We start from the raw sequence: 21,205 nt of genomic DNA, 5'->3' as shown, positions 1-21,205 counted from the left end.
GCGTCGGGCGTGAGGCGTCAGGCGTCCACCAGGCCCTTCGGCAGCGGCTCGGTGTGCAGGACGCCGAGGTGCTGGGTGGCGCGGGTCAGGGCGACGTAGAGGTCGCTGGTGCCGTAGCGGCCGGGCTCGACGACCAGGACGGAGTCGAACTCCAGGCCCTTGGACTGGCGGGGGTCGAGGAGGACCACCGTCCGGGTCAGGTCGGGTTCGGCGCCGGCCGTGACGCCGTCGAGGCGGGCGGCGATCCGCTGGTGCAGGTCGCGGGGGGCGATCACGGCGAGGCGGCCCTCCTCGGGGGTCAGCTCCGCCACGGCCTTCGCCACCGCGCCGGGCAGGTCGCCGCCCGCGTGCCGCACCCAGGGGCGTACGCCGGTGGAGCGGACCGAGCTGGGCGGCTCGAACTCCGGGTGCCCGGCGCGGACGACCGCCGCCGCGAGGTCCATGATCTCGGCGGGGGTGCGGTAGTTGACGCCGAGCCGGGTGTGCTCGTAGCGGTCCCCGACGTACGGGGCGAGGATCTTGGACCAGGAGCCGACGCCTGCCGCCTCGGCGGTCTGGGCGGGGTCGCCGACCAGGGTCATCGAGCGGGTCGGGCAGCGCCGCATCAGCAGCCGCCAGGCCATCGGGGAGAGTTCCTGCGCCTCGTCGACGATGATGTGCCCGAACGCCCAGGTGCGGTCGGCGGCGGCGCGTTCGGCGGCGCTGCGGTGGTCGTCCTCCTCCTGGCGTTCGGCGAAGCGTTCGGCGTCGATGATGTCGTGCGCGGACAGGACCTCGGAGTCCTCCTCGTCCTTGTCCTCGAACTCGTACGTCCGCGAGGCGTACGACACGTCGAGGACGCCCTGCGCGTACGCGATCTGCGCCTCCCGTTCGCGGGCGGCGCGCAGCCTGGCCATGCGGTCGTCCTCGCCGAGGAGTTCGGCGGCCTCGTCCAGCAGCGGTACGTCCGCCACCGTCCAGCGCCGGGTCACCGGGCGGCGTACGGCGGCGGCGTCCCCGGCGGGCAGGAACTCCTCCGGCGCGGCGAGGAAGTCGGCGACCAGCCGCTGCGGGGTGATCCGCGGCCAGAGCCGGTCGATGGCCGCCCACACCTCGGGGTTCTCGGCGAGTTCGTCGCGGATCTGGGTGAGGTCGGCGGCGTCGAGCAGGCTGCTGCCGTCGTAGGGGTCGGTGCCGATGCGCTCGGCGTACAGCTCGGTGAGCGTGTTGAGGATGTGGCCCTCGAAGTGCTCGCGGGCCAGGTTGTGCGGCAGCTTCGCGGCGCGGGTGCGCTCGCGGGCGACGCCCACCAGTCCGTCGTCGAGCATCAGGACCTCGCGGTCGTGCTCGATGGCGATCACCGGGTCGGGCAGCGCCTGCCGGGCGCGGACCGCCTCGGCGAGCACGTCGGCCATGCCGGCCCGGCCCTTGACCGCCGCCGCCTCGGGGCTGTCCGTCGCGGTGGCTTTCACGCCGGGGAACAGCTCGCCGACCGTGGCCAGCAGGACGCCGGTCTCGCCGAGGGCGGGCAGCACCTCGCCGATGTAGCCGAGGAAGGCCGGGTTCGGGCCGACGATGAGGACGGCGCGCTTGGCCAGCAGCTCGCGGTGCTCGTAGAGCAGGTACGCCGCCCGGTGCAGGGCGACGGCGGTCTTGCCGGTGCCGGGGCCGCCCTCGACGACCAGGACGCCGCGGTGCGGGGCGCGGATGATGCGGTCCTGGTCGGCCTGGATGGTCTGCACGATGTCGCCCATGCGGCCGGTGCGCGCCGAGTTCAGCGCGGCGAGCAGCACGGCGTCGCCGGACGGGTCCTCGTGGCCGGTGCGCGTCTCGTCGCCGAGGTCGAGGATCTCGTCGTGCAGGGCGGTGACCCGGCGGCCCTCGCTCGCGATGTGCCGGCGGCGGCGCAGGCCCATCGGGGTGTGCCCGGTGGCCAGGTAGAAGGGGCGGGCGACATCGGCCCGCCAGTCGATCAGGACCGGGGTGCGTTCCGCGTCGTCGGCGCGCAGCCCGACCCGGCCGATGTGGTGCACGTCCCCGGAGGCGAGGTCGAGGCGGCCGAAGCAGAGCGAGCCGTCCACCGCGTTCAGCGCGGCGAGCAGCCCGGAGCGCTCGGCGACCAGGATGTCCCGCTCCAGCCTGGCCTGCATCGGGGTGTGGCCCTGCGCGAGGGCGTCGGTGACGGCGGACTCGGTGTCGCCGCGCAGCGCGTCCACGCGTGCGTACAGCCCGTCGATGAATTCCTGCTCGTGCCGCAATTCATCGTCCGGAAATTCGGTGTTTGACAATTCCGCTCCCGCCCGGATATACTGTGCTCAGTGAACTTCTCATGCGACTCGTCCAATTGAAGTCGCGAATCACCGAATATACGCAAAGAAATCCCCCGAGCGCAATTGCTCGGGGGATTTCTCGTGCCGCGGACCGGCCGCGGGCCCGCTCGGAGCGCCTGCTCAGAGGGCGTCGGCCAGCTCCTCCCGCAGCCGTCGCTTGGGCCGGGCGCCCACCATCGACCGCAGCGGCTCACCGTCCCGGAACAGCATGAACGTGGGCATCGACAGCACCTTGTACGCGTTGGTCGTCTCCGGATTCCGGTCCACGTCGAGCTGCACCACCCGCAGTTTTCCGGCCTCCTCCTCGGCCAGCGCGGCGAGCACCGGCCCCATCTGCCGGCACGGCGGGCACCAGTCGGCGGTGAACTCCACCAGCACCGGCAGCTCCGCGCCCAGCACCTCCGCCTCGAAGGTCTCGTCCGTCACCTCGGTCACACCGTTGATCACCATGGGTCCCCTCCCAGTTCGCAGCGCGGCTCCGGACTCTCCGGCACCGCCGCCTCGGCCCGCGCCAACTGCGCGGCCACCATCGACCGCACGCCCCGCAGCTCGCCGATCAGCCCGTCCAGCTCCGCCAGCTTGCGCCGGTAGACCGCGAGGGACGCCGGGCACCGGTCGCCCTCGTCGTGACCGGCCCGCAGGCACTCCACGAACGGCCGGGTCTCCTCCAGGTCGAACCCGAAGTCCCGCAGCGTCCTGATCTGCTCCAGCAGCTTCACGTCGCGCTCGTCGTAGGTCCGGTGGCCGTTGCCGTCCCGTCGCGCGGGCAGCAGCCCCCGCGACTCGTAGTACCGCAGCGTGCGCGTCGTGGTCCCGGCCCGCGCGGCCAGCTCGCCGATTCGCATACCGACGAACGTAAGCCTTGACGCGGACGTCAAGGCAAGGGGGCGCGGAGAAGGGCGTGAGCCGCCCCCCGGGGGGACGGGGGCGGCTCACTGGGGGCGGCGGGGAACGTCAGGCTTTCGCCAGTTCCTTCTCGCCGCCCGGCTCGGGGACCTCGGCGGGGGTGCCGTCGCCGTGGCCGTCGTCCAGGAGCGTCCGCTCGTCGAAGGGGACCCGGCCGGCCAGCACCTCGCTCACCCGGTCCTTGTCGATCTCCTTGGTCCAGGTGCCGATCAGCACGGTGGCCACCGCGTTGCCCGCGAAGTTGGTCAGGGCGCGGGCCTCGCTCATGAAGCGGTCGATGCCGACGATCAGGCCGATGCCGTCCACCAGGGCCGGCTTGTGCGACTGCAGGCCGCCGGCCAGCGTCGCCAGGCCCGCGCCGGTGACGCCCGCGGCGCCCTTGGAGGCGACGAACAGGAACAGCAGCAGCGGGATCTGCTCGCCGAGGGACATCGGCGTGCCCATGGCGTCCGCGATGAACAGGGAGGCCATGGTCATGTAGATCATGGTGCCGTCGAGGTTGAAGGAGTAGCCGGTCGGGACGGTGATGCCGACCACCGGCTTGCTGACGCCCAGGTGCTCCATCTTGGCGATCAGCCGCGGCAGCGCCGACTCCGAGGAGGACGTGGACAGGATCAGCAGGAACTCGCGGCCCAGGTACTTGAAGAGGGAGAAGGCGTTGACCCCGGTGCAGATCTTCAGCAGCGCGCCCAGCACCACGACGACGAACAGGACGCAGGTGACGTAGAACCCGAGCATCAGCACGGCCAGGCTCTTGAGCGCGTCCACGCCCGCCGAACCGGTCACGGCGGCCATCGCGCCGAACGCGCCCACCGGGGCGGCCCACATGATCATCGCCAGGACGCGGAAGACCAGCCGCTGGATGTGCTCGACGCCGCGCAGCACCGGCCGGCCCGCGCCGCCCATGGCCTGGAGGGCGAACCCGCACAGCAGGGCGACCAGCAGCGTCTGGAGGACCTCGCCCTCGGTGAACGCCGAGACGATCGTCGTCGGGATGATGCCGAGCAGGAACTCGGTGGTGTCCTTGGCCTCCGCGTCGACCTGCGCGTGCCCGGTCTCCTTGACGGCGTCGGTGACCGCGAGGCCGGTGCCCGGGTCGAGGATGTTGCCGACGATCAGACCGATGGCGAGGGCGACCAGCGACATCACCATGAAGTAGACCAGCGCGATACCGCCCACCGCGCCGACCTTCGCCGCCTTGCGGACCGAACCGATGCCCAGCACGATCGTGCAGAAGATGATCGGAGAGATCATCATCTTGATCAGGTTCACGAAGCCGGTGCCGATCGGCTTCAGCTCCACCGCGAAGTCGGGCGCGATCAGCCCGACGGCGATACCGAGGGCGACCGCGACGATCACCGCTATGTAGAGATAGTGCGTGCGGTCCCGCTTGGCGGGGGGTGCGGCTGGTGCCGTATCGGCTGCGCTGGTCACGGCGGCCCTCCTTGGCGACGTCGGTGTCACCGGCGTGCGGCTCACGTCCGGGTGGGGGATGCGGTGACTATCTCCTGCCCTGTGAGCGCGGTCACCCTTGCGTTCATTTAGTTCACCGCCGGCCTTGGAGGGAGACTGACCGCATGCACCTCCGCGTCCCCCGGCCCCGCAGCCTGGCCGGTCAGCTCTTCGCGATGCAGGCCGTCCTCATAGCGGTCGTCGTCGCGGGCTACGCGCTGTTCACCTACCTCAGCGACCGGGGGCAGGCCGAGGACGCGGCCGCGCGGCAGGCCAGGTCGGTGGCGCTGACGCTGGCCGACTCGCCGTCCGTGGCGGCGGCGATCGGCACCGCCGACCCGTCGCCGCGGCTCCAGGCGTACGCGGTACGGGTCATGCGCGACGCCGACGTCGACTTCGTGACGATCATGGACACCGAGGGCATCCGCTGGACCCATCCCGACACCCGCCAGATCGGACGCCGCTTCCAGGGCCACATCGAGCCCGCGCTGCGGGGCCGCACCTTCACCGAGACGTACACCGGCACGCTCGGCCCCTCCGTCCGGGCGGTCGCCCCCGTCCGGTCCGGCGGGCGGACGGTCGGCCTGGTCAGCGCCGGGATCAAGGTGGAGGAGATCAGCAAGCGGGCCCGCGAGCAGGTCACCGCCCTGGTCGGGGTCGCGGCCGGCGCGCTGCTGCTCGGCGCGGTCGGCACGTACGTGATCAACGCGCGGCTGCGCCGGCACACCCACGGCATGAACGCGGACGAGCTGAGCCGGATGCACGACTACCACCAGGCGGCCCTGCACGCGGTACGGGAGGGGCTGCTGATGCTGGACGGGCAGTACCGGGTGGCGCTGATCAACGACGGCGGGCGGGAACTGCTGGGCGTGAGCGGCGAGGTGGTGGGCCGCTCGGTCGCGGACCTGGGCCTGCCGGGCCCGCTGACGGGAGCGCTGCTGGCCTCCGGGCCCCGGGTGGACGAGGTCCACCTGGCGGCGGACCGCGTCCTGGTCGTGAACACCTCCCCGGTCTCCGGCGGAGAACGCCGGGGCACGGTGGCGACCCTGCGCGACGTGACCGAACTCCAGGCGCTCACCGGCGAGCTGGACTCCGAGCGCGGCTTCTCGCAGGCGCTGCGCTCCCAGGCCCACGAGGCCGCGAACCGCCTGCACACCGTCGTCTCCCTGATCGAACTGGGCCGCGCGCAGGAGGCGGTGGAGTTCGCCACGGCCGAACTGGAGCTGGCGCAGGCGCTCACCGACCAGGTGGTCGCGGCCGTCGGCGAACCGGTGCTGGCCGCGCTGCTGCTGGGCAAGACGGCCCAGGCCAACGAGCGGGGCGTGGAGCTGGTGGTCTCCCCCGACTCCCGCCTGGACGACGGCCTGCTGCCGCCGTCCCTCCCCGCCCGCGACCTGGTCACCATCCTCGGCAACCTGATCGACAACGCGGTGGACGCGGCCCAGGGCGGCGTCCCGGCGCGGGTGACGGTGACGGCGTACACGGCGGACGACCGGCTGGTGCTGCGCGTTGCGGACACCGGCACGGGCCTCGACCCGGCCCACGCCGACCTGGTCTTCCAGCGCGGCTTCTCCACCAAGCCGGCCGGTCCGGGCGGCCGGGGCCTGGGGCTGGCGCTGGCCCGGCAGGCGGTCCACCGGCACGGCGGCACACTGACGGTGCGCGAGGCGGCCGGGGGCGGGGCGGTGTTCGAGGCGGGCCTGCCGCTGGCGTCCGTACCGGCTGGGGCCCGCCCATGACCGGTGATCCCCCCATCCGGGTCCTGGTCGTCGAGGACGACCCCGTCGCCGCCGACGCGCACGTGCTGTACGTCGGCCGGGTGCCGGGTTTCACCGCCGTCGGCACGGCGCACTCGGGCGCCGAGGCGCGACGCGTCCTGGACCGTACTCCGGTGGACCTGCTCCTGCTCGACCTGCACCTGCCGGACGTGCACGGGCTGCAACTGGCCCGCTCGCTGCGGGCGGCCGGGCACCGGGCCGACGTGATCGCGGTGACGTCGGCGCGGGACCTGACCGTGGTCCGCGAGGGCGTCTCGCTGGGCGTGGTCCAGTACGTGCTCAAGCCGTTCACCTTCGCGACCCTGCGCGACCGGCTCGTACGGTACGCGCAGTTCCGGCGCACGGCGGGCGAGGCGAGCGGCCAGGACGAGGTCGACCGCGCCCTGGCGACCCTGCGGACCCCGGGCCCGGTGGCACTGCCGAAGGGCCTGAGCGCACCGACCCTGGCACGGGTGACGGGAGCACTGCGGGAGGCTCCGGAGGGCCTCACGGCGGCGGGCCTCGGGGAGACGGTCGGCATATCGCGGATCACGGCCCGCCGGTACCTGGAGCATCTGGTGGGGGCGGGACGGGCGGAGCGGAAGCCGTTGTACGGGCAGGTGGGGAGGCCGGAGTTGGTGTATCGGTGGGTGCGGGGAGGCTAGTCCGCCTGTGCCGTGCCGCCCCGGCGGTACGCCGTCAGGACGCCGCCCTGGGCGCTCGCGCGTACAGCAGGGTCTGTGTTCCCAGGCCGGTCACGGCGAGCGCTTCGACCACCGACAGCGCGATGAGCAGCGCGCCGCCGTCCCCGGCGGCCCAGAACACGGCCAGCGCGGCCAGGGGCACCCCGCAGAACGCGGTCAGGTCGATCACGGCCTGGATTCTCTTGCGGGACCGGCGACGGGTGTCGCTGCGGTGGTGGGCCTCCCAGCCGAAGGTGGCGAAACTGCCGTCGGCGGCGGCCAACCGTGCGAGCTGGGGCCCGAGTTCGTCCCGTACGTAGTGGCCGATGGCGGTGATCTTCTCGTCGTTGACGAGGTAGGTCCAGCCGAGCACGAGGCACACCGGCGGCAGCGCGAGCAGCATGGCGGGCTGCTCGGCCTGCGCCGCCGCGGCGATGACGGCGGCGACGACGGCGAGGGTCACGTACAGGAGGTTGTCCCGGAACCCGATGCGGGCCTTCTGCTCGTCCTTCACGGTCTGGTACTCGGCCAGCAGCAACTGACCGACGGTGACGTCCTGTTCGGCCACGTACGATTCCTCCCCATGCCCGGCGCTGGACCCACCGTAGTCAACCCACGGCCCCCCGCCGAGGCAGCACCGCCCACATCCGCGTCCCGCCCCCGGGCTCCCGCGCCTCCCCGAAGCCCCACTCCCCGCCGTACGCGCGCACCACGCACGCCATCACGCGCAGCGCCGCCCGCCTGCGTACGTCACACGCCTCCACCAGCCGCCGGTGCTCGTGCCGGCGATGCCCGTCGTACAGGACGACCCGCAGCGCGCCGATCAATCAGGCAGAAAGGGACGCCATGCCGACACGCCCCGCACCGACGGAGCGCCAGAAGCGCCTCGGCGCCGAGCTGCGCAGGATGCGCCTCGCCGCGGGGCGCACGACGGAGTACGCCGCCGGACTGCTGGGGCTGGACCGCACGAAGGTGTCCAACATGGAGTCGGGCGTCCGGGGCACCTCACCGGAGCGCGTCCGGATACTCGCCAGCAACTACGACTGCGCGGACGACAAGTACGTCGAAGCGCTGGCCGCCATGGCCGACGTACACATGCGGGGCTGGTGGCATCAGTACCGGGGCGCCCTCCCCCAGGGCTTGCTCGATGTCGCCGAGCTGGAGTGGTTCTCCACCCGGCTGCGCAGCTACCAGACCGTGCACGTACCCGGCCTGATGCAGCTCGGCGAGTACGCCCGTGCCGTCTTCGCCGCCGCACTTCCACCTCTGCCCGACTCGGAGATCGAACTCCGTGTCGTTCAGCGCCTGCGGCGGCAGCAGGTGCTCGACCGCGAAGATCCGGTCCCGTACATCGCGCACGTCCATGAGTGGGCGCTGCGGATGCAGTTCGGAGGGCGGCGCGTGATGCGCGAGCAACTGCACCACCTCTGTGCGGTCTCCGAACGCGAGAACGTCGAGTTGCGCGTGCTCCCCGTGGAGGCCGGTGCCTTTCCGGGCGCAGGGCATGCCGTGCTCTACGCCGACGGACCGGTTCCCCGGCTCGACACCGTGCACCTCGACTCGGCCCACGGCGGTGAGTTCACTCACTCCGAGGCCCAGCTCGGCAAGTACCGGGCACATATGGACTGGTGGCAGGCTCACACGCTCGGCCCTGAAGCCTCGCGCGACCTCATGCACTCCATCGCACGCCAGCTCTGAGCCCCTGAGAGGACCCCATGCCGGACATCACCTGGGAAGCTCCCTACTGCGCCGAAGGAAACAACTGCTTCCGCATAGGCACCGACGCCCAAGGCAACGCCTATATCGCCGTCGCCGGTCAGGAGGACCGGTATCTCACCGACACCGCCGAAGCCCTGCGCGCCCTGATCCGTGACATCAAGGCCGGGAAGGCCGACCACCTCCTCTGACCGCGCCCCGCGCTCCCCCGTCGGCATCAGCGCGCCCCGGCGGGGGCCGCCGGTGCCCGATCTAAACCCCGCCCGCGCATTGACCTGCCCGGACCATTGCTCTTACGTTCACCACGCAGCCGTCCCGGCCACAGTGTCGTGAGCCCGTAGGAGGTCGTGCCCGTGCGCCCCACCGCTGCCCGCCCCCACTGGAAAGCCCCCGCGCTCCGCCGTACCGCCGTCCTCGCCGCCGTCGCCCTGCTGGCCGCCTGCGGCGGCGGGTCCGGTGATGATCCGGACACGCTGACGGTGTCCTTCAAGCAGTCCACGGACAACTCCGTGAAGGTGCTGGACACCTTCCTCGGTGATGTGAAGGCGCAGTTCGAGAAGGCGCATCCCGGCAAGAAGGTCGACCTCGTCCCCATCAAGGCGCCGGACTCCGAGTACTACACCAAGCTCCAGCAGATGCTGCGCAGCCCCAAGACCGCGCCGGACCTGGTCTACGAGGACACCTTCCTCATCAACTCCGACATCACCAGCGGATATCTGAAGCCGCTCGATGCCTACCTCGCGAAGTGGAAGGACTGGGACAGCTTCATCGGCACCGCGAAGGCCGCTGCCAAGGGCGAGGACGGGAAGACGTACGGCGTCCCGGACGGCACCGACACCCGGGGGCTGTGGTTCAGCAAGGACGTGTTCGCGAAGGCCGGACTGCCCGCCGACTGGCGGCCGGGGACCTGGGACGACATCCTCGCCGCCGCCCGCGCCATCAAGGCGAAGGTGCCCGGCGTCACCCCGCTCAACGTCTACACCGGCAAGCCAGCCGGTGAGGCGGCCACCATGCAGGGCTTCCAGATGCTGCTGTACGGGACCGGGGACGGGAGAAGCGATCCGCTGTACGACAAGGCGTCGAAGAAGTGGATCACCGCGGGGAAGGGGTTCCGGGACGCGCTCGGCTTCGTCGAGACGGTGTACCGGGAGAAGCTGGGGCCCGACGTGTCCGACGCGCTCGACCCCAACTTCGCCACCACGGTCCGCGGCGAGCTGCTGCCCGCCGGCAAGCTCGGCATCGCGCTGGACGGCTCCTGGCTGCCGCAGGACTGGCTGCCCGGCAGCGGCCACGAGTGGCCCGAGTGGTCCGAGGAACTGGGTCTCGCCGCCATGCCGACGCAGACCGGGCAGGCGCCCGGCAAGGTCAGCATGTCGGGCGGCTGGACCTGGGCGATCCCGGCCAAGGCCGGCAACCCCGACCTCGCCTTCTCCTTCATCGAGGCGATGCAGACCAAGGCCAACGCCAAGAAGTGGTACGTCGCCAACTCCGGCATCGCCGTCCGCGAGGACGTCGCCGAGGACCCCGGGTACGCCGACGCCCAGCCCGGCACCGCGTTCTTCACCGGTCTCGTCCCGTACACCCACTACCGGCCCGCCTACCCGGCGTATCCGAAGGTCTCCGTCGCCATCCAGGAGGCCATGGAGGGCGTGACGACCGGTGACCTGTCGGTGGCGGAGGCGGCGCGGCACTACGACGAGGCGCTGAGGGAGGCCACCGGCGACCAGGTGGTCGACAGGTGAGCGGTGCGCGCCGGTCCCTGGTCCGGGCGCTGCCCCTCTCCCCCGCCGTCGTCCTGCTGCTGCTGTTCCTCGCCGGTCCGATCGCGTACTGCGTGGTCATCGCCTTCACCGACCTGCAACTGACCGGGCAGGCCCAGGAGTCCTTCGTCGGGTTCGACAACTTCCGCCGGGCCTTCCACGACGAGGCGTTCCTGAACGCGGTATGGCTGACCCTGGTGTTCACCGTGCTGTCCTCGCTGGTCGGGCAGAACACGCTCGGGCTGGCGCTGGCCGCGCTGATGCGGCGGGCCTCGAAGCCGGTGCGTACGCTGGTCGGCGGGATCGTCGTCACGGCGTGGGTGCTGCCGGAGGTGGTCGCCGGGTTCCTGCTGTACGCGTTCTTCCGCCGCGAGGGCACCCTCAACGCCCTCCTGGACCTGCTGCACCTGCCGTCCCAGAACTGGCTGTTCACGCTGCCGGTCCTCGCCGTCTCCTTCGCCAACGTGTGGCGCGGGACGGCGTTCTCGATGCTCGTCTACTCCGCCGCGTTCGACGAGATCCCCCGGGAGATCACCGAGGCCGCCGAGGTCGACGGCGCCGGGGGCTGGCGCCGGATGTGGCACGTCACCCTGCCGATGATCCGCCGCTCCATCGCCACCAACCTGATGCTCAACACCCTCCAGACGCTCTCGGTGTTCGGGCTGATCTGGGTGATGACCCGCGGCGGCCCCAGCGGGAAGAGCCAGACGCTGCCGCTGTTCATGTACGAGCAGGCGTTCCAGAACAGCCTGATCGGTTACGGCACGGCGGTGGCGCTGCTGCTGTTGCTGATCGGCTCGCTGTTCTCGGCCGTGTACCTGCGGCTGCTGCGGACGGAGGTCTGACCCGCCATGGCCCGTACCCCCACCCGCACCCTCGCCGCCCGCCGCACCCGCCGCCGGCTGGCCGCCGACGCGGGGCTGCTGCTGGCCGCCGCCGCGTTCGCGCTGCCCCTGGTGTGGGTGGTGCTGTCCGCCCTCGACCCGCACGCGGACCTGCGGGTGCGGGCACCGGACGGGCTCACCCTGGACCACTTCGACGCGATCCTCACCTCGGACATCACCTTCACGCCGCTGCTCAACAGCCTGATCCTGTGCGGCGGGGCGACGGCGCTGACGGTGGCGTGCGCGGCGCTGGCGGCGTACCCGCTGTCCCGGTTCCGCTCCCGCCTGAACCGTCCCTTCCTCCTCACCGTCCTCTTCGCCACCTCGCTGCCGATCACCGCGGTCATGGTGCCGGTGTACGCGCTGTTCGTGCGGGTGAACCTGATCGACACCCTCCAGGGGACGGTCCTGTTCTTCGCCGCGTCCCAGCTCCCCTTCGCCATCTGGCTGATGAAGAACTTCATGGACGGGGTGCCGAAGGAGCTGGAGGAGGCCGCCTGGACCGACGGGGCCTCGTCCTTCCAGTCGCTGCTGCGGATCGTGCTGCCGCTGATGGGGCCGGGGGTGGCGGTGGTGACGGTGTTCTCGTTCGTGATGATGTGGGGGAACTTCTTCGTCCCCTTCATGCTGCTGCTCACCCCGGACCGGATGCCGGCCTCGGTCAGCATCAACGAGTTCTTCGGCAACCGGGGCATGGTGGCGTACGGCCAGCTCGCCGCGTTCTCGATCGTCTACTCGACGCCGGTGGTCCTGCTGTACGTGCTGATCTCCCGGCGGCTCGGCGGGGGGTTCGCGCTGGGCGGGGCGGTCAAGGGCTGAGCCCACCGACCGCCCCAGGCCGCTCCTGCCCGCCCCCCGGCCACTCCTGACCGCCCCCGACCGCCCGTACGTCTCCGGATCGCCTAGAAGACCGACTCCGCCTCGTCCATCCGGTTCTTCGGGACCGTCTTCAGCTCGGTCACGGCCTCCGCCAGCGGCACCATCACGATGTCCGTGCCGCGCAGCGCGGTCATCCGCCCGAACTCGCCCTGGTGCGCGGCCTCCACCGCGTGCCAGCCGAAACGGGTGGCGAGCACCCGGTCGTACGCGGTGGGCGTGCCGCCGCGCTGCACGTGGCCGAGGATGACCGGCTTGGCCTCCTTGCCGAGCCGCCGCTCCAGCTCGTACGCCAGGGCGGTGCCGATGCCCTGGAAGCGCTCGTGGCCGAACTGGTCGATCTCGCCGTGCCCGTAGTCCATGGACCCCTCGGCGGGGTGGGCGCCCTCGGCCACGCAGATCACCGCGAACTTCTTGCCGCGGGCGAACCGCTCCTCGACCATCTTGACCAGGTCGGCCGGGTCGAAGGGCCGCTCGGGCAGGCAGATGCCGTGGGCGCCGGCCGCCATGCCGGACTCCAGGGCGATCCAGCCCGCGTGCCGGCCCATGACCTCGACGACCATGACCCGCTGGTGGGACTCGGCGGTGGTCTTGAGCCGGTCCATCGCCTCGGTGGCCACGCCGACGGCCGTGTCGAAGCCGAAGGTGCGGTCGGTGGAGGAGATGTCGTTGTCGATGGTCTTGGGCACGCCGACCACCGGCAGACCCGCGTCCGACAGCATCCGGGCCGCCGTCAGCGTGCCCTCGCCGCCGATCGGGATCAGCGCGTCGATGCCGAAGTTCTGGATCATGTCGCCGGCGTTCTCGCAGGCCTCGCGGAGCCGGTCGCGCTCCAGCCGGGAGGAGCCGAGGATGGTGCCGCCGCGGGCGAGGATGCCGCTGACCGCGTTGAGGTCGAGGATGCGGTTCCGGCCGTCCAGCAGACCGGCGTACCCGTCCTCGAAGCCGATGACCTCGTCGCCGTAATTGTCGACCGCTCGGTGCACGACCGACCGGATCACTGCGTTCAGGCCCGGACAGTCGCCGCCTGCGGTGAGAACTCCGATACGCATCGTGCTGTGTCTCCTGCTCGCTTTTGACACCGGTGAGCCACTGCCGATTCTTCCACGTCCCACCGGCCGCCGCTGACACGGCATTGACGGGCGCCTTATATAGCCGCAGAGGTATTGTCAAGAGGGTTCCGCTCACCTCGGTGGGCGATTTTTGTGACCGCGACGCCCACTCGCACAGGAACGGAGAGCACGCGTGACCCGCAGCGTGTACGTGACCGGTATCGACCGCGGCGACGGCCGCCAGGTCGTCGAGCTGGGAGTCATGGAACTCCTGACCCGGCAGGTCGACCGGGTCGGCGTCTTCCGCCCCCTCGTCCACGACGGCCCCGACCGCCTCTTCGAGCTGCTGCGCGCCCGCTACCGGCTCGCGCAGGACCCGTCGACCGTGTACGGCATGGACTACCAGCGGGCCGCCGCCCTCCAGGCCGAGCAGGGCACCGACGAGCTGGTCTCCGCCCTGGTCGACCGCTTCCACCTGGTCGCCCGGGACTACGACGTCGTCCTGGTCCTCGGCACCGACTTCGCCGACACCCAGCTCCCCGACGAGCTGTCGCTGAACGCCCGGCTGGCCAACGAGTTCGGCGCGTCGGTGATCCCGGTGGTGGGCGGCCGCCGGCAGAGCGCCGAGTCGGTGCTGGCCGAGACCCGCAACGCCTTCCGCGCCTACGACTCCCTCGGCTGCGACGTCCTCGCCATGGTCGCCAACCGGGTGGCCCGCGAGGACCGGGAGGCCATGGCCGAGCAGATGAACGGCCGGCTGCCGGTGCCGTGCTGGGTGCTGCCCGACGAGCCCGCCCTGTCGGCGCCCACCGTCTCCCAGATCGCGCACGCCCTCGGCGCCCGGGTCGTCCTCGGCGACGACTCCGGGCTGGCCCGGGACGCGCTGGACTTCGTCTTCGGCGGCGCCATGCTGCCCACCTTCCTGGGCGCCCTGACCCCCGGCTGCCTGGTCGTCACCCCGGGCGACCGCGCCGACCTGGTCGTCGGCTCGCTCGCCGCGCACAGCGCCGGCACCCCGCCGATCGCCGGCGTGCTGCTCACCCTGGACGAGGTGCCCGGCGACGACATCCTCACCCTCGCCGCCCGGCTGGCCCCCGGCACCCCGGTGCTGTCGGTGCCCGGCAACAGCTTCCCCACCGCCGAACGGCTGTTCTCCCTGGAGGGCAAGCTGAACGCGGCCACCCCCCGCAAGGCGGAGACCGCCCTCGGCCTCTTCGAGCGGTACGTCGACACCGCCGACCTCAGCAAGCGGGTCTCCGCCCCCAGCGGCGACCGCGTCACCCCGATGATGTTCGAGCACACGCTCCTCGAACAGGCCCGCTCCGACCTGCGCCGGGTGGTCCTGCCCGAGGGCACCGAGGAGCGCGTCCTGCACGCCGCCGAGGTGCTGCTGCGCCGGGGCGTGTGCGAGCTGACGCTGCTCGGCCCCGTCGAGCAGATCCGCAAGAAGGCCGCCGACCTGGGCATCGACCTCGGCGACACCCAACTGATCGACCCGGCCACCAGCGAGCTGCGCGACTCCTTCGCCGAGCGGTACGCGCGCCTGCGCGCCCACAAGGGCGTCACCGCCGAGCTGGCGTACGACGTCGTCTCCGACGTGAACTACTTCGGCACCCTGATGGTGCAGGAGGGCCTCGCCGACGGCATGGTGTCGGGCTCGGTGCACTCCACGGCGGCCACCATCCGCCCCGCCTTCGAGATCATCAAGACCAAGCCGGAGGCGTCGATCGTCTCCTCGGTGTTCTTCATGTGCCTGGCCGACAAGGTCCTCGTCTACGGCGACTGCGCGGTCAACCCCGACCCGGACGCCGAGCAGCTCGCCGACATCGCCGTGCAGTCGGCGACCACGGCGGCCCAGTTCGGGGTGGCGCCCCGGATCGCGATGCTGTCGTACTCGACGGGCACCTCCGGCTCCGGGGCCGACGTGGACAAGGTGCGCGAGGCCACCGAGCTGGTCCGCGCCCGCCGCCCCGACCTGCGGATCGAGGGCCCCATCCAGTACGACGCGGCGGTGGAGCCGACGGTCGCCGCGACCAAGCTGCCCGGCTCGGAGGTGGCCGGCCAGGCCAGCGTGCTGATCTTCCCCGACCTCAACACCGGCAACAACACCTACAAGGCCGTGCAGCGCTCGGCCGGCGCGATCGCCGTCGGCCCGGTCCTGCAGGGCCTGCGCAAGCCGGTCAACGACCTGTCCCGGGGCGCGCTCGTCCAGGACATCGTCAACACCGTCGCCATCACGGCCATCCAGGCCCAGTCCCCGATCGAGAAGGCCCCGCAACAGTGAGCAGTCCCACCCGCGTCCTCGTCCTCAACTCCGGCTCCTCCTCGCTGAAGTACCAGTTGCTCGACATGCGCGACAGCAGCCGGCTGGCGGTGGGGCTGGTCGAGCGCATCGGCGAGCGGACCTCCCGCCTGAAGCACACCCATGTGCCCGACGGCGGCACCCGGGAGCAGAACGGCCCGATCGCCGACCACGAGGCGGCCCTGAAGGCGGTCGCCGGGGAGCTGGCCCGGGACGGGCTGGGCCTGGACTCCCCGGAGCTGGCCGCGATCGGGCACCGGGTGGTGCACGGCGGCATGTTCTTCACCGAGCCCACCCTCGTCGACGACTCGGTGCTGACCGAGATCGAGCGGCTGATCCCGGTGGCGCCGCTGCACAACCCGGCCAACCTCACCGGCCTGCGCACCGCCCGGGGCCTGCGCCCCGACCTGCCCCAGGTCGCCGTCTTCGACACCGCGTTCCACACCACGATGCCGGAGTCCGCGGCGCGCTACGCCATCGACCCGAAGATCGCCGACCGGCACCGCATCCGCCGCTACGGCTTCCACGGCACCTCGCACGCGTACGTCTCCCGCGAGACCGCGAAGCTGCTGGGCAAGGACCCCGCCGAGGCCAACGTCATCGTGCTGCACCTGGGCAACGGCGCCTCCGCCTCGGCGGTCGAGGGCGGCCGGTGCGTGGACACCTCCATGGGGATGACGCCTTTGGAGGGACTGGTGATGGGTACGCGGTCGGGGGACCTGGACCCGGCGGTCATCTTCCATTTGGAGCGCGTCGGCGGAATGTCCACCGACGAGATCGACACTCTCCTGAACAAGAGGAGCGGCCTGTTCGGTCTGTGCGGTGACAACGACATGCGGGAGATCCGGCGCCGGGTGGACGCCGGGGACGATGCGGCGAAGCTCGCCTTCGACATCTACATTCACCGCCTGAAGAAGTACATCGGCGCCTATTACGCGGTCCTCGGACGGGTGGACGCGGTCGCCTTCACGGCCGGGGTCGGCGAGAATGCGGCAGCGGTGCGGGAGGCTGCCGTGGCGGGCCTGGAGTCACTGGGCCTGGCGGTCGACGCCGGGCTGAACGCCGAACGCGGCGACGGTCCCCGGCTGATCTCCCCCGAGGACGCCCGGGTGAAGGTCGCCGTGGTGCCGACGGATGAAGAATTGGAGATCGCGACACAGACGTACGCACTGGTCGAAAAGAACAACGGATGACCGGTCGAGGTCACTGATGAATTCACGACTGAGCGCCCCCGCGCCCGTTTGTAGCTTCCGCTAGGCGGAATATTCCGGAGCGAAACAAACCGATAGGATCGCCCCATGCGCCGTTCGAAAATCGTCTGTACTCTCGGCCCCGCGGTCGACTCCCACGAGCAACTGGTCGCGCTGATCGAAGCCGGCATGAACGTGGCCCGCTTCAACTTCAGCCACGGCACCCACGCCGAGCACCAGGGGCGTTACGGCCGGGTCCGGGCCGCCGCCAAGGAGACCGGCCGGGCCATCGGTGTGCTCGCCGACCTCCAGGGCCCGAAGATCCGCCTGGAGACCTTCGCCGAGGGCCCGGTGGAGCTGGTCCGGGGTGACGAGTTCACCATCACCACCGAGGACGTGCCGGGCGACAGGACGATCTGCGGCACCACCTACAAGGGCCTGCCCGGCGACGTCGCCAAGGGCGACCAGATCCTCATCAACGACGGCAACGTCGAGCTGAAGGTCACCGAGGTCGAGGGCCCCCGGGTGAAGTCGATCGTCATCGAGGGCGGCGTCATCTCCGACCACAAGGGCATCAACCTGCCCGGCGCGGCGGTCAACGTGCCCGCGCTGTCCGAGAAGGACGTCGACGACCTGCGGTTCGCGCTGCGCATGGGCTGCGACCTGGTCGCCCTCTCCTTCGTCCGGGACGCCAAGGACGTCGCCGACGTGCACCGGATCATGGACGAGGAGGGCCGCCGCGTCCCCGTCGTCGCCAAGGTGGAGAAGCCGCAGGCGGTCGACAACATGGAGGACGTCGTGATGGCGTTCGACGGCGTGATGGTCGCCCGCGGCGACCTGGCCGTCGAGTACCCGCTCGAAAAGGTCCCCATGGTGCAGAAGCGCCTGATCGAGCTGTGCCGGCGCAACGCCAAGCCGGTGATCGTGGCGACCCAGATGATGGAGTCGATGATCACCAACTCCCGGCCGACCCGCGCCGAGGCGTCCGACGTCGCCAACGCCATCCTGGACGGCGCCGACGCGGTCATGCTCTCCGCCGAGTCCAGCGTGGGCGCGTACCCGATCGAGACGGTCAAGACCATGTCGAAGATCGTCACCGCGGCCGAGCAGGAGCTGCTCTCCAAGGGCCTCCAGCCGCTGGTCCCGGGCAAGAAGCCGCGCACGCAGGGCGGTTCGGTGGCCCGCGCCGCCGCCGAGATCGCCGACTTCCTCGGCGGCAAGGGCCTGGTGGCGTTCACGCAGTCCGGCGACACCGCCCGCCGACTCTCCCGCTACCGCGCGGTCCAGCCGATCATCGCCTACACCACCGACGAGTCCACCCGCAACCAGCTCGCGCTGAGCTGGGGCGTGGAGTCGTACGTCGTGCCGTTCGTGAACTCCACCGACGAGATGGTCGACCTGGTCGACCAGGAGATGGTGAAGCTCAACCGCTTCTCCCCCGGTGACGTCGTCGTGATCACCGCCGGTTCGCCCCCCGGCGTCCCCGGCACCACCAACATGGTCCGCGTCCACCACCTGGGCGAGACGCGGTCCTGACACCGGCGCGTACGGCACCGAGGGCGCCCCCTGCGACAGGGGGCGCCCTCGGTGTTGTGCGGCTCCCGAACGGGTCCGTGGCGGGGTTCTCAGCCGGTGATGTACTGATGCAGCCCCGGGATGTGCAGCGTGCCGCCGAACTGGCCGGCCTGCACGACCGTCACCTTGGTGAAGTAGATCAGCGGGATGTCCAGCGGCGGCGGGTGCTCCGGGTCGAACGTGATCGGGATCAGCCCGAGCAGATTGCCCGAGATGCTCTCCGTGTACATCACGGTCTCGCCGTCCGTGATGGTGGACGTCGAGCCCTTCGCCGCCTGCACGTGGTACGTCTTGTTCTGCCGCTCGTCCTCCACTATCTGGTGCAGGTCACCGATGTCGGTGCCGTGGGAGACGACGTACTTCAGCACCTTCTTCGTGGCCCCGCTCGCCGTCCGCACCTCGACGACCCCCTTGTACGAGGCGCCCTTGAGCAGCAGCGAACTGGCCTCCAGCCGCCAGGGCTTGTCGGGCAGCGCGAGGGTGTTGTCCACGCCGCCCTCCGCGTCCGTGGCGGCGGGGCAGTCCTCCGGGTCGACGGAGGGGCTCGCGGAGCCGCTGGGGGTGGGGCTCGGGGTGGCGGGGGCGGAGGCCGTGGCGTCGGGTGACGGGGTGGCCTCGTCGGCCGCCTCGTCCGTCGTGCCGTCCGTCGTGCCGTCCGCTGCCGGGTCCGTCTCGCCGTCGGCCGCCCCGGACGCCGTGCCGGTGGCCTCGGGGGCGTCGGTGGCGTCCTCCAGGGCCTTCTTGGCGGCCTCGGCGGCCTCGGTCGCCGGGTCGTCGGCGGCGTCCGAGGCCGGCTCCGACGGGCCGGCCGTCGGGCTAGGGCTCTCCCCGTCGTCCTTGTGGCCGCCGGTGAGGATGCCCTCCAGGGCGTCGCCGATGGTCTCCAGCAGGCCGCCGTCCTTCTCGGAGGCGGAGGGCGAGGGCGCCGGGGACGCGGAGGACGCGGACTTCGAGGCCGACGGCTCCGGGTCCGGGGTGGCGGCCTGGTCGTCGTCCTTGTCGTCGTCCTTGTCGTCGGAACCTGAATCCGACGAAGAGGACGAGCCGGTGTCCGTGTCCGTGTCCTGCTGCGGGGTGGCCGAGGGGCTCGGCCCGTCCGTGGGCGACTTCGCGTCTTCCGACTCGCTCGCGCTCGCGGAGGGCGTCGGCGTGGCGGAAGCGTCGTCCTTCTCGTCCGCCAGGGCCTCCACGCACGCCTGGTACTCCTCGGCCGTCAGGCTCTTGGAGTTCGCGGCGGGGTCGTTGCCGTCGGCGAGGGCCAGCGTCGGTGTGAGCCCCATCCCCATGAGGACCGCCGTCGGCATCGCCGCCAGGGCTATGGCCTTGCCGGCCGGCACGTGGAACCTGGTCAACAGCGGCTTCTTGGGTGCCGCGTGGCGCGGCCCGGTTCTCACGCGGGACGCCCCCGCGTCCGCCTCGTGAGTCACCTCGTCAGCCGGCACTGTGCCTCCCGTTCGCCCCGTTGGCCGGGCTCGTTCCTGACAGATCGTTCGGCTCGTCCGAGGCGGTCTCCGACACCGGCTGCGGCTGACCCGGCGCCCACGACACGGCCATCGCCCCGCCGATCAGCGAGAGCAGGAAGCCGATGACGAAACCACCGAAGTTGGACACGGGGATGGACACCAGGGCGAGCAGGATCGCCGCGATCCCCGCGAACGTCCGGATGTGCTGCTGGAACCAGAGGCTGACACCGAGGACGACCAGCAGAATCCCGATGATGAGCGAGCCGGCACCGGCGGTGGTGGACATGGCCAGCGTCAGAGCGCCGAACTTCAGGTGCGCGTACGGGAAGTACATGATCGGGAAGCCACCGAGCAGGACGAGCAGACCGGCCCAGAACGGCCTCGCCCCCCGCCAGTCTCGGAACTGCTGCCTGCGGCGGGTGAACTGGCCGACGGCGGCAGGAGTCTCGGCGCTCATGGAAAACAGCTCCCTGGTACAGCGTTGCTGTGGTGACTATGTGGGCCGCCTCCCTGAAGGCGGCCGGCGGGACGGGCGGAGGCACGAGGCCCCCGCCCGTCAGCGAGTGCTTAGTAGCACTCCTTCGTGCCCTTGACGATGGACATCTTCAAGTTCGGGAGCTTGAAGGTTCCGGCGGTGGTGGCCCACGCCGTCTGCTCCACGTCCGTCAGCACGGCGGTCTTGGCCTGCTGAGAGAACCCACCCGGGCTGGCGTGGTCTCCGCTCTTCATGCCGGGGCCCTTGTTCATCGCGCCGGCCGCCACGCCGATGTCGATGCCCTCGAACACGGCGTCCGCTTCCAGGTCGTCAAGGTCGATGTAGAGCCCCTTGGCGTAGACCTGGTTTTCCTTCTTGTCACTGTCACCCGCACCCAACCGCAGGGTGACGGTTCCGACCAGCGGGATGTTGGGCGTGACGACCGACTGGCACAGGTTCTCGATGTACGCCTCGTCGAACGCGGAGACCGCCACGGCGTGATTGCCGCCGGCGCCCTCGTCGTAGGCCCCGTACTGCGAGAAGCCGGTGCCTTCGAGCCGGTCGGCCCGCACCTTGAACTGCTGACCCGACACACTGAACGACGCGGCCAGCGCGCCCTGGGCCAGGGCGACTCCTATCGCGGCCGTCGCGGCGACGCTGGGCACCATGACCACAGCGAACCGCTTCCATCTGGTCCCGCCACGCACTTGGGACTCCATATTTCCTCCTTCTCGGACGTACATCTCCTGGCTTCGGCTCGCCCCCGGACGGCGGCTCGGCCGGGCAGGGATGGGAGAAGTGCTAC

Annotated in this window: 19 protein-coding genes and 1 pseudogene; 10 read left to right on the top strand and 10 right to left on the bottom strand. The window is 71.2% G+C overall.

Annotated features, from left to right (window positions below; translation table 11 throughout):
- Window positions 1-17 precede the first annotated feature (17 nt).
- The 4 genes from ACFY32_RS12295 to ACFY32_RS12280 all read right to left on the bottom strand — a co-directional run bounded on the left by ACFY32_RS12295 (window position 18) and on the right by ACFY32_RS12280 (window position 4,649).
- Window positions 18-2,267, bottom strand: a complete 2,250-nt coding sequence (locus ACFY32_RS12295) for a HelD family protein (RefSeq protein WP_390674051.1) — start codon at window positions 2,265-2,267, stop codon at window positions 18-20.
- Between the two features lie 162 nt (window positions 2,268-2,429).
- Entirely contained in the window at window positions 2,430-2,759 is a 330-nt protein-coding gene (locus ACFY32_RS12290; RefSeq protein WP_359196455.1) for a thioredoxin domain-containing protein, read from the bottom strand.
- Window positions 2,753-3,154 carry a MerR family transcriptional regulator gene (locus ACFY32_RS12285; protein ID WP_359196453.1) on the bottom strand — a complete coding sequence of 134 codons (402 nt, stop codon included), beginning with the start codon at window positions 3,152-3,154 and terminating at the stop codon, window positions 2,753-2,755. Before ACFY32_RS12285 ends, ACFY32_RS12290 begins: the two co-directional genes overlap by 7 nt.
- A gap of 109 nt (window positions 3,155-3,263) precedes the next feature.
- Complete coding sequence (locus ACFY32_RS12280) at window positions 3,264-4,649, bottom strand: cation:dicarboxylate symporter family transporter (protein WP_359196450.1); 1,386 nt, start codon at window positions 4,647-4,649, stop codon at window positions 3,264-3,266.
- A 143-nt stretch (window positions 4,650-4,792) separates the two neighbouring features.
- On the opposite strand from ACFY32_RS12280, the gene ACFY32_RS12275 reads away from it, so the two are divergent.
- A complete protein-coding gene (locus ACFY32_RS12275) occupies window positions 4,793-6,406 on the top strand; it encodes an ATP-binding protein (RefSeq protein WP_390674050.1) in 1,614 nt (537 codons plus the stop codon).
- Entirely contained in the window at window positions 6,403-7,089 is a 687-nt protein-coding gene (locus ACFY32_RS12270) for a response regulator (protein ID WP_359196444.1), read from the top strand. Before ACFY32_RS12275 ends, ACFY32_RS12270 begins: the two co-directional genes overlap by 4 nt.
- Window positions 7,090-7,123: 34 nt before the next feature.
- Here the strand turns inward: ACFY32_RS12270 and ACFY32_RS12265 are convergent, their stop codons facing one another.
- Together ACFY32_RS12265 and ACFY32_RS12260 are read right to left on the bottom strand one after the other, a co-directional pair.
- Window positions 7,124-7,675 carry a hypothetical protein gene (locus ACFY32_RS12265; protein WP_390674049.1) on the bottom strand — a complete coding sequence of 184 codons (552 nt, stop codon included), beginning with the start codon at window positions 7,673-7,675 and terminating at the stop codon, window positions 7,124-7,126.
- 40 nt (window positions 7,676-7,715) lie between these two features.
- Window positions 7,716-7,925 (bottom strand): annotated as a pseudogene (locus ACFY32_RS12260) (ATP-binding protein); the annotation flags it as partial.
- Window positions 7,926-7,953: 28 nt separating this feature from the next.
- On the opposite strand from ACFY32_RS12260, the gene ACFY32_RS12255 reads away from it, so the two are divergent.
- From ACFY32_RS12255 to ACFY32_RS12235, 5 genes are all read left to right on the top strand, one after another.
- Complete coding sequence (locus ACFY32_RS12255) at window positions 7,954-8,805, top strand: helix-turn-helix transcriptional regulator (protein ID WP_359196439.1); 852 nt, start codon at window positions 7,954-7,956, stop codon at window positions 8,803-8,805.
- Between the two features lie 17 nt (window positions 8,806-8,822).
- Window positions 8,823-9,014 (top strand): hypothetical protein, encoded by a 192-nt coding sequence (locus ACFY32_RS12250; protein ID WP_359196436.1) that lies wholly within the window; start codon window positions 8,823-8,825, stop codon window positions 9,012-9,014.
- A 156-nt stretch (window positions 9,015-9,170) separates the two neighbouring features.
- A complete protein-coding gene (locus ACFY32_RS12245) occupies window positions 9,171-10,565 on the top strand; it encodes an extracellular solute-binding protein (protein WP_390674048.1) in 1,395 nt (464 codons plus the stop codon).
- Complete coding sequence (locus ACFY32_RS12240; RefSeq protein ID WP_359196430.1) at window positions 10,562-11,428, top strand: sugar ABC transporter permease; 867 nt, start codon at window positions 10,562-10,564, stop codon at window positions 11,426-11,428. Before ACFY32_RS12245 ends, ACFY32_RS12240 begins: the two co-directional genes overlap by 4 nt.
- A 6-nt stretch (window positions 11,429-11,434) precedes the next feature.
- Entirely contained in the window at window positions 11,435-12,286 is an 852-nt protein-coding gene (locus tag ACFY32_RS12235; RefSeq protein WP_359196427.1) for a carbohydrate ABC transporter permease, read from the top strand.
- 83 nt (window positions 12,287-12,369) lie between these two features.
- Here ACFY32_RS12235 and ACFY32_RS12230 read toward each other — a convergent pair whose 3' ends face one another.
- On the bottom strand, window positions 12,370-13,395 hold the full coding sequence (locus ACFY32_RS12230; RefSeq protein WP_390674047.1) for an ATP-dependent 6-phosphofructokinase: 1,026 nt from the start codon (window positions 13,393-13,395) through the stop codon (window positions 12,370-12,372).
- A gap of 193 nt (window positions 13,396-13,588) precedes the next feature.
- Between ACFY32_RS12230 and pta the strand changes: the two genes are divergently transcribed.
- The 3 genes from pta to pyk all read left to right on the top strand — a co-directional run bounded on the left by pta (window position 13,589) and on the right by pyk (window position 18,423).
- On the top strand, window positions 13,589-15,679 hold the full coding sequence (gene pta, locus ACFY32_RS12225; protein WP_390674046.1) for a phosphate acetyltransferase: 2,091 nt from the start codon (window positions 13,589-13,591) through the stop codon (window positions 15,677-15,679).
- Window positions 15,676-16,890 carry an acetate kinase gene (locus tag ACFY32_RS12220; protein WP_359196418.1) on the top strand — a complete coding sequence of 405 codons (1,215 nt, stop codon included), beginning with the start codon at window positions 15,676-15,678 and terminating at the stop codon, window positions 16,888-16,890. Before pta ends, ACFY32_RS12220 begins: the two co-directional genes overlap by 4 nt.
- 105 nt (window positions 16,891-16,995) lie before the next feature.
- Window positions 16,996-18,423 carry a pyruvate kinase gene (gene pyk / locus ACFY32_RS12215; protein WP_359196415.1) on the top strand — a complete coding sequence of 476 codons (1,428 nt, stop codon included), beginning with the start codon at window positions 16,996-16,998 and terminating at the stop codon, window positions 18,421-18,423.
- 89 nt (window positions 18,424-18,512) lie between these two features.
- Here pyk and ACFY32_RS12210 read toward each other — a convergent pair whose 3' ends face one another.
- The 3 genes from ACFY32_RS12210 to ACFY32_RS12200 form a co-directional block, all read right to left on the bottom strand.
- Window positions 18,513-19,904, bottom strand: coding sequence for a hypothetical protein (locus ACFY32_RS12210; protein WP_390674045.1), 1,392 nt, complete (start codon window positions 19,902-19,904; stop codon window positions 18,513-18,515).
- On the bottom strand, window positions 19,894-20,382 hold the full coding sequence (locus ACFY32_RS12205; protein ID WP_359196410.1) for a DUF6114 domain-containing protein: 489 nt from the start codon (window positions 20,380-20,382) through the stop codon (window positions 19,894-19,896). The genes ACFY32_RS12210 and ACFY32_RS12205 overlap by 11 nt, the downstream gene beginning before the upstream one ends.
- Before the next feature lie 110 nt (window positions 20,383-20,492).
- Window positions 20,493-21,119, bottom strand: coding sequence for a DUF6230 family protein (locus ACFY32_RS12200; RefSeq protein ID WP_390674044.1), 627 nt, complete (start codon window positions 21,117-21,119; stop codon window positions 20,493-20,495).
- Between the last annotated feature and the right edge of the window lie 86 nt (window positions 21,120-21,205).

Origin of the sequence: Streptomyces sp. NPDC000134 (assembly GCF_042899225.1) — a bacterium.
In the GTDB taxonomy this organism is placed as follows: domain Bacteria; phylum Actinomycetota; class Actinomycetes; order Streptomycetales; family Streptomycetaceae; genus Streptomyces.
This window is presented reverse-complemented; position numbering and strand designations above follow the sequence as displayed.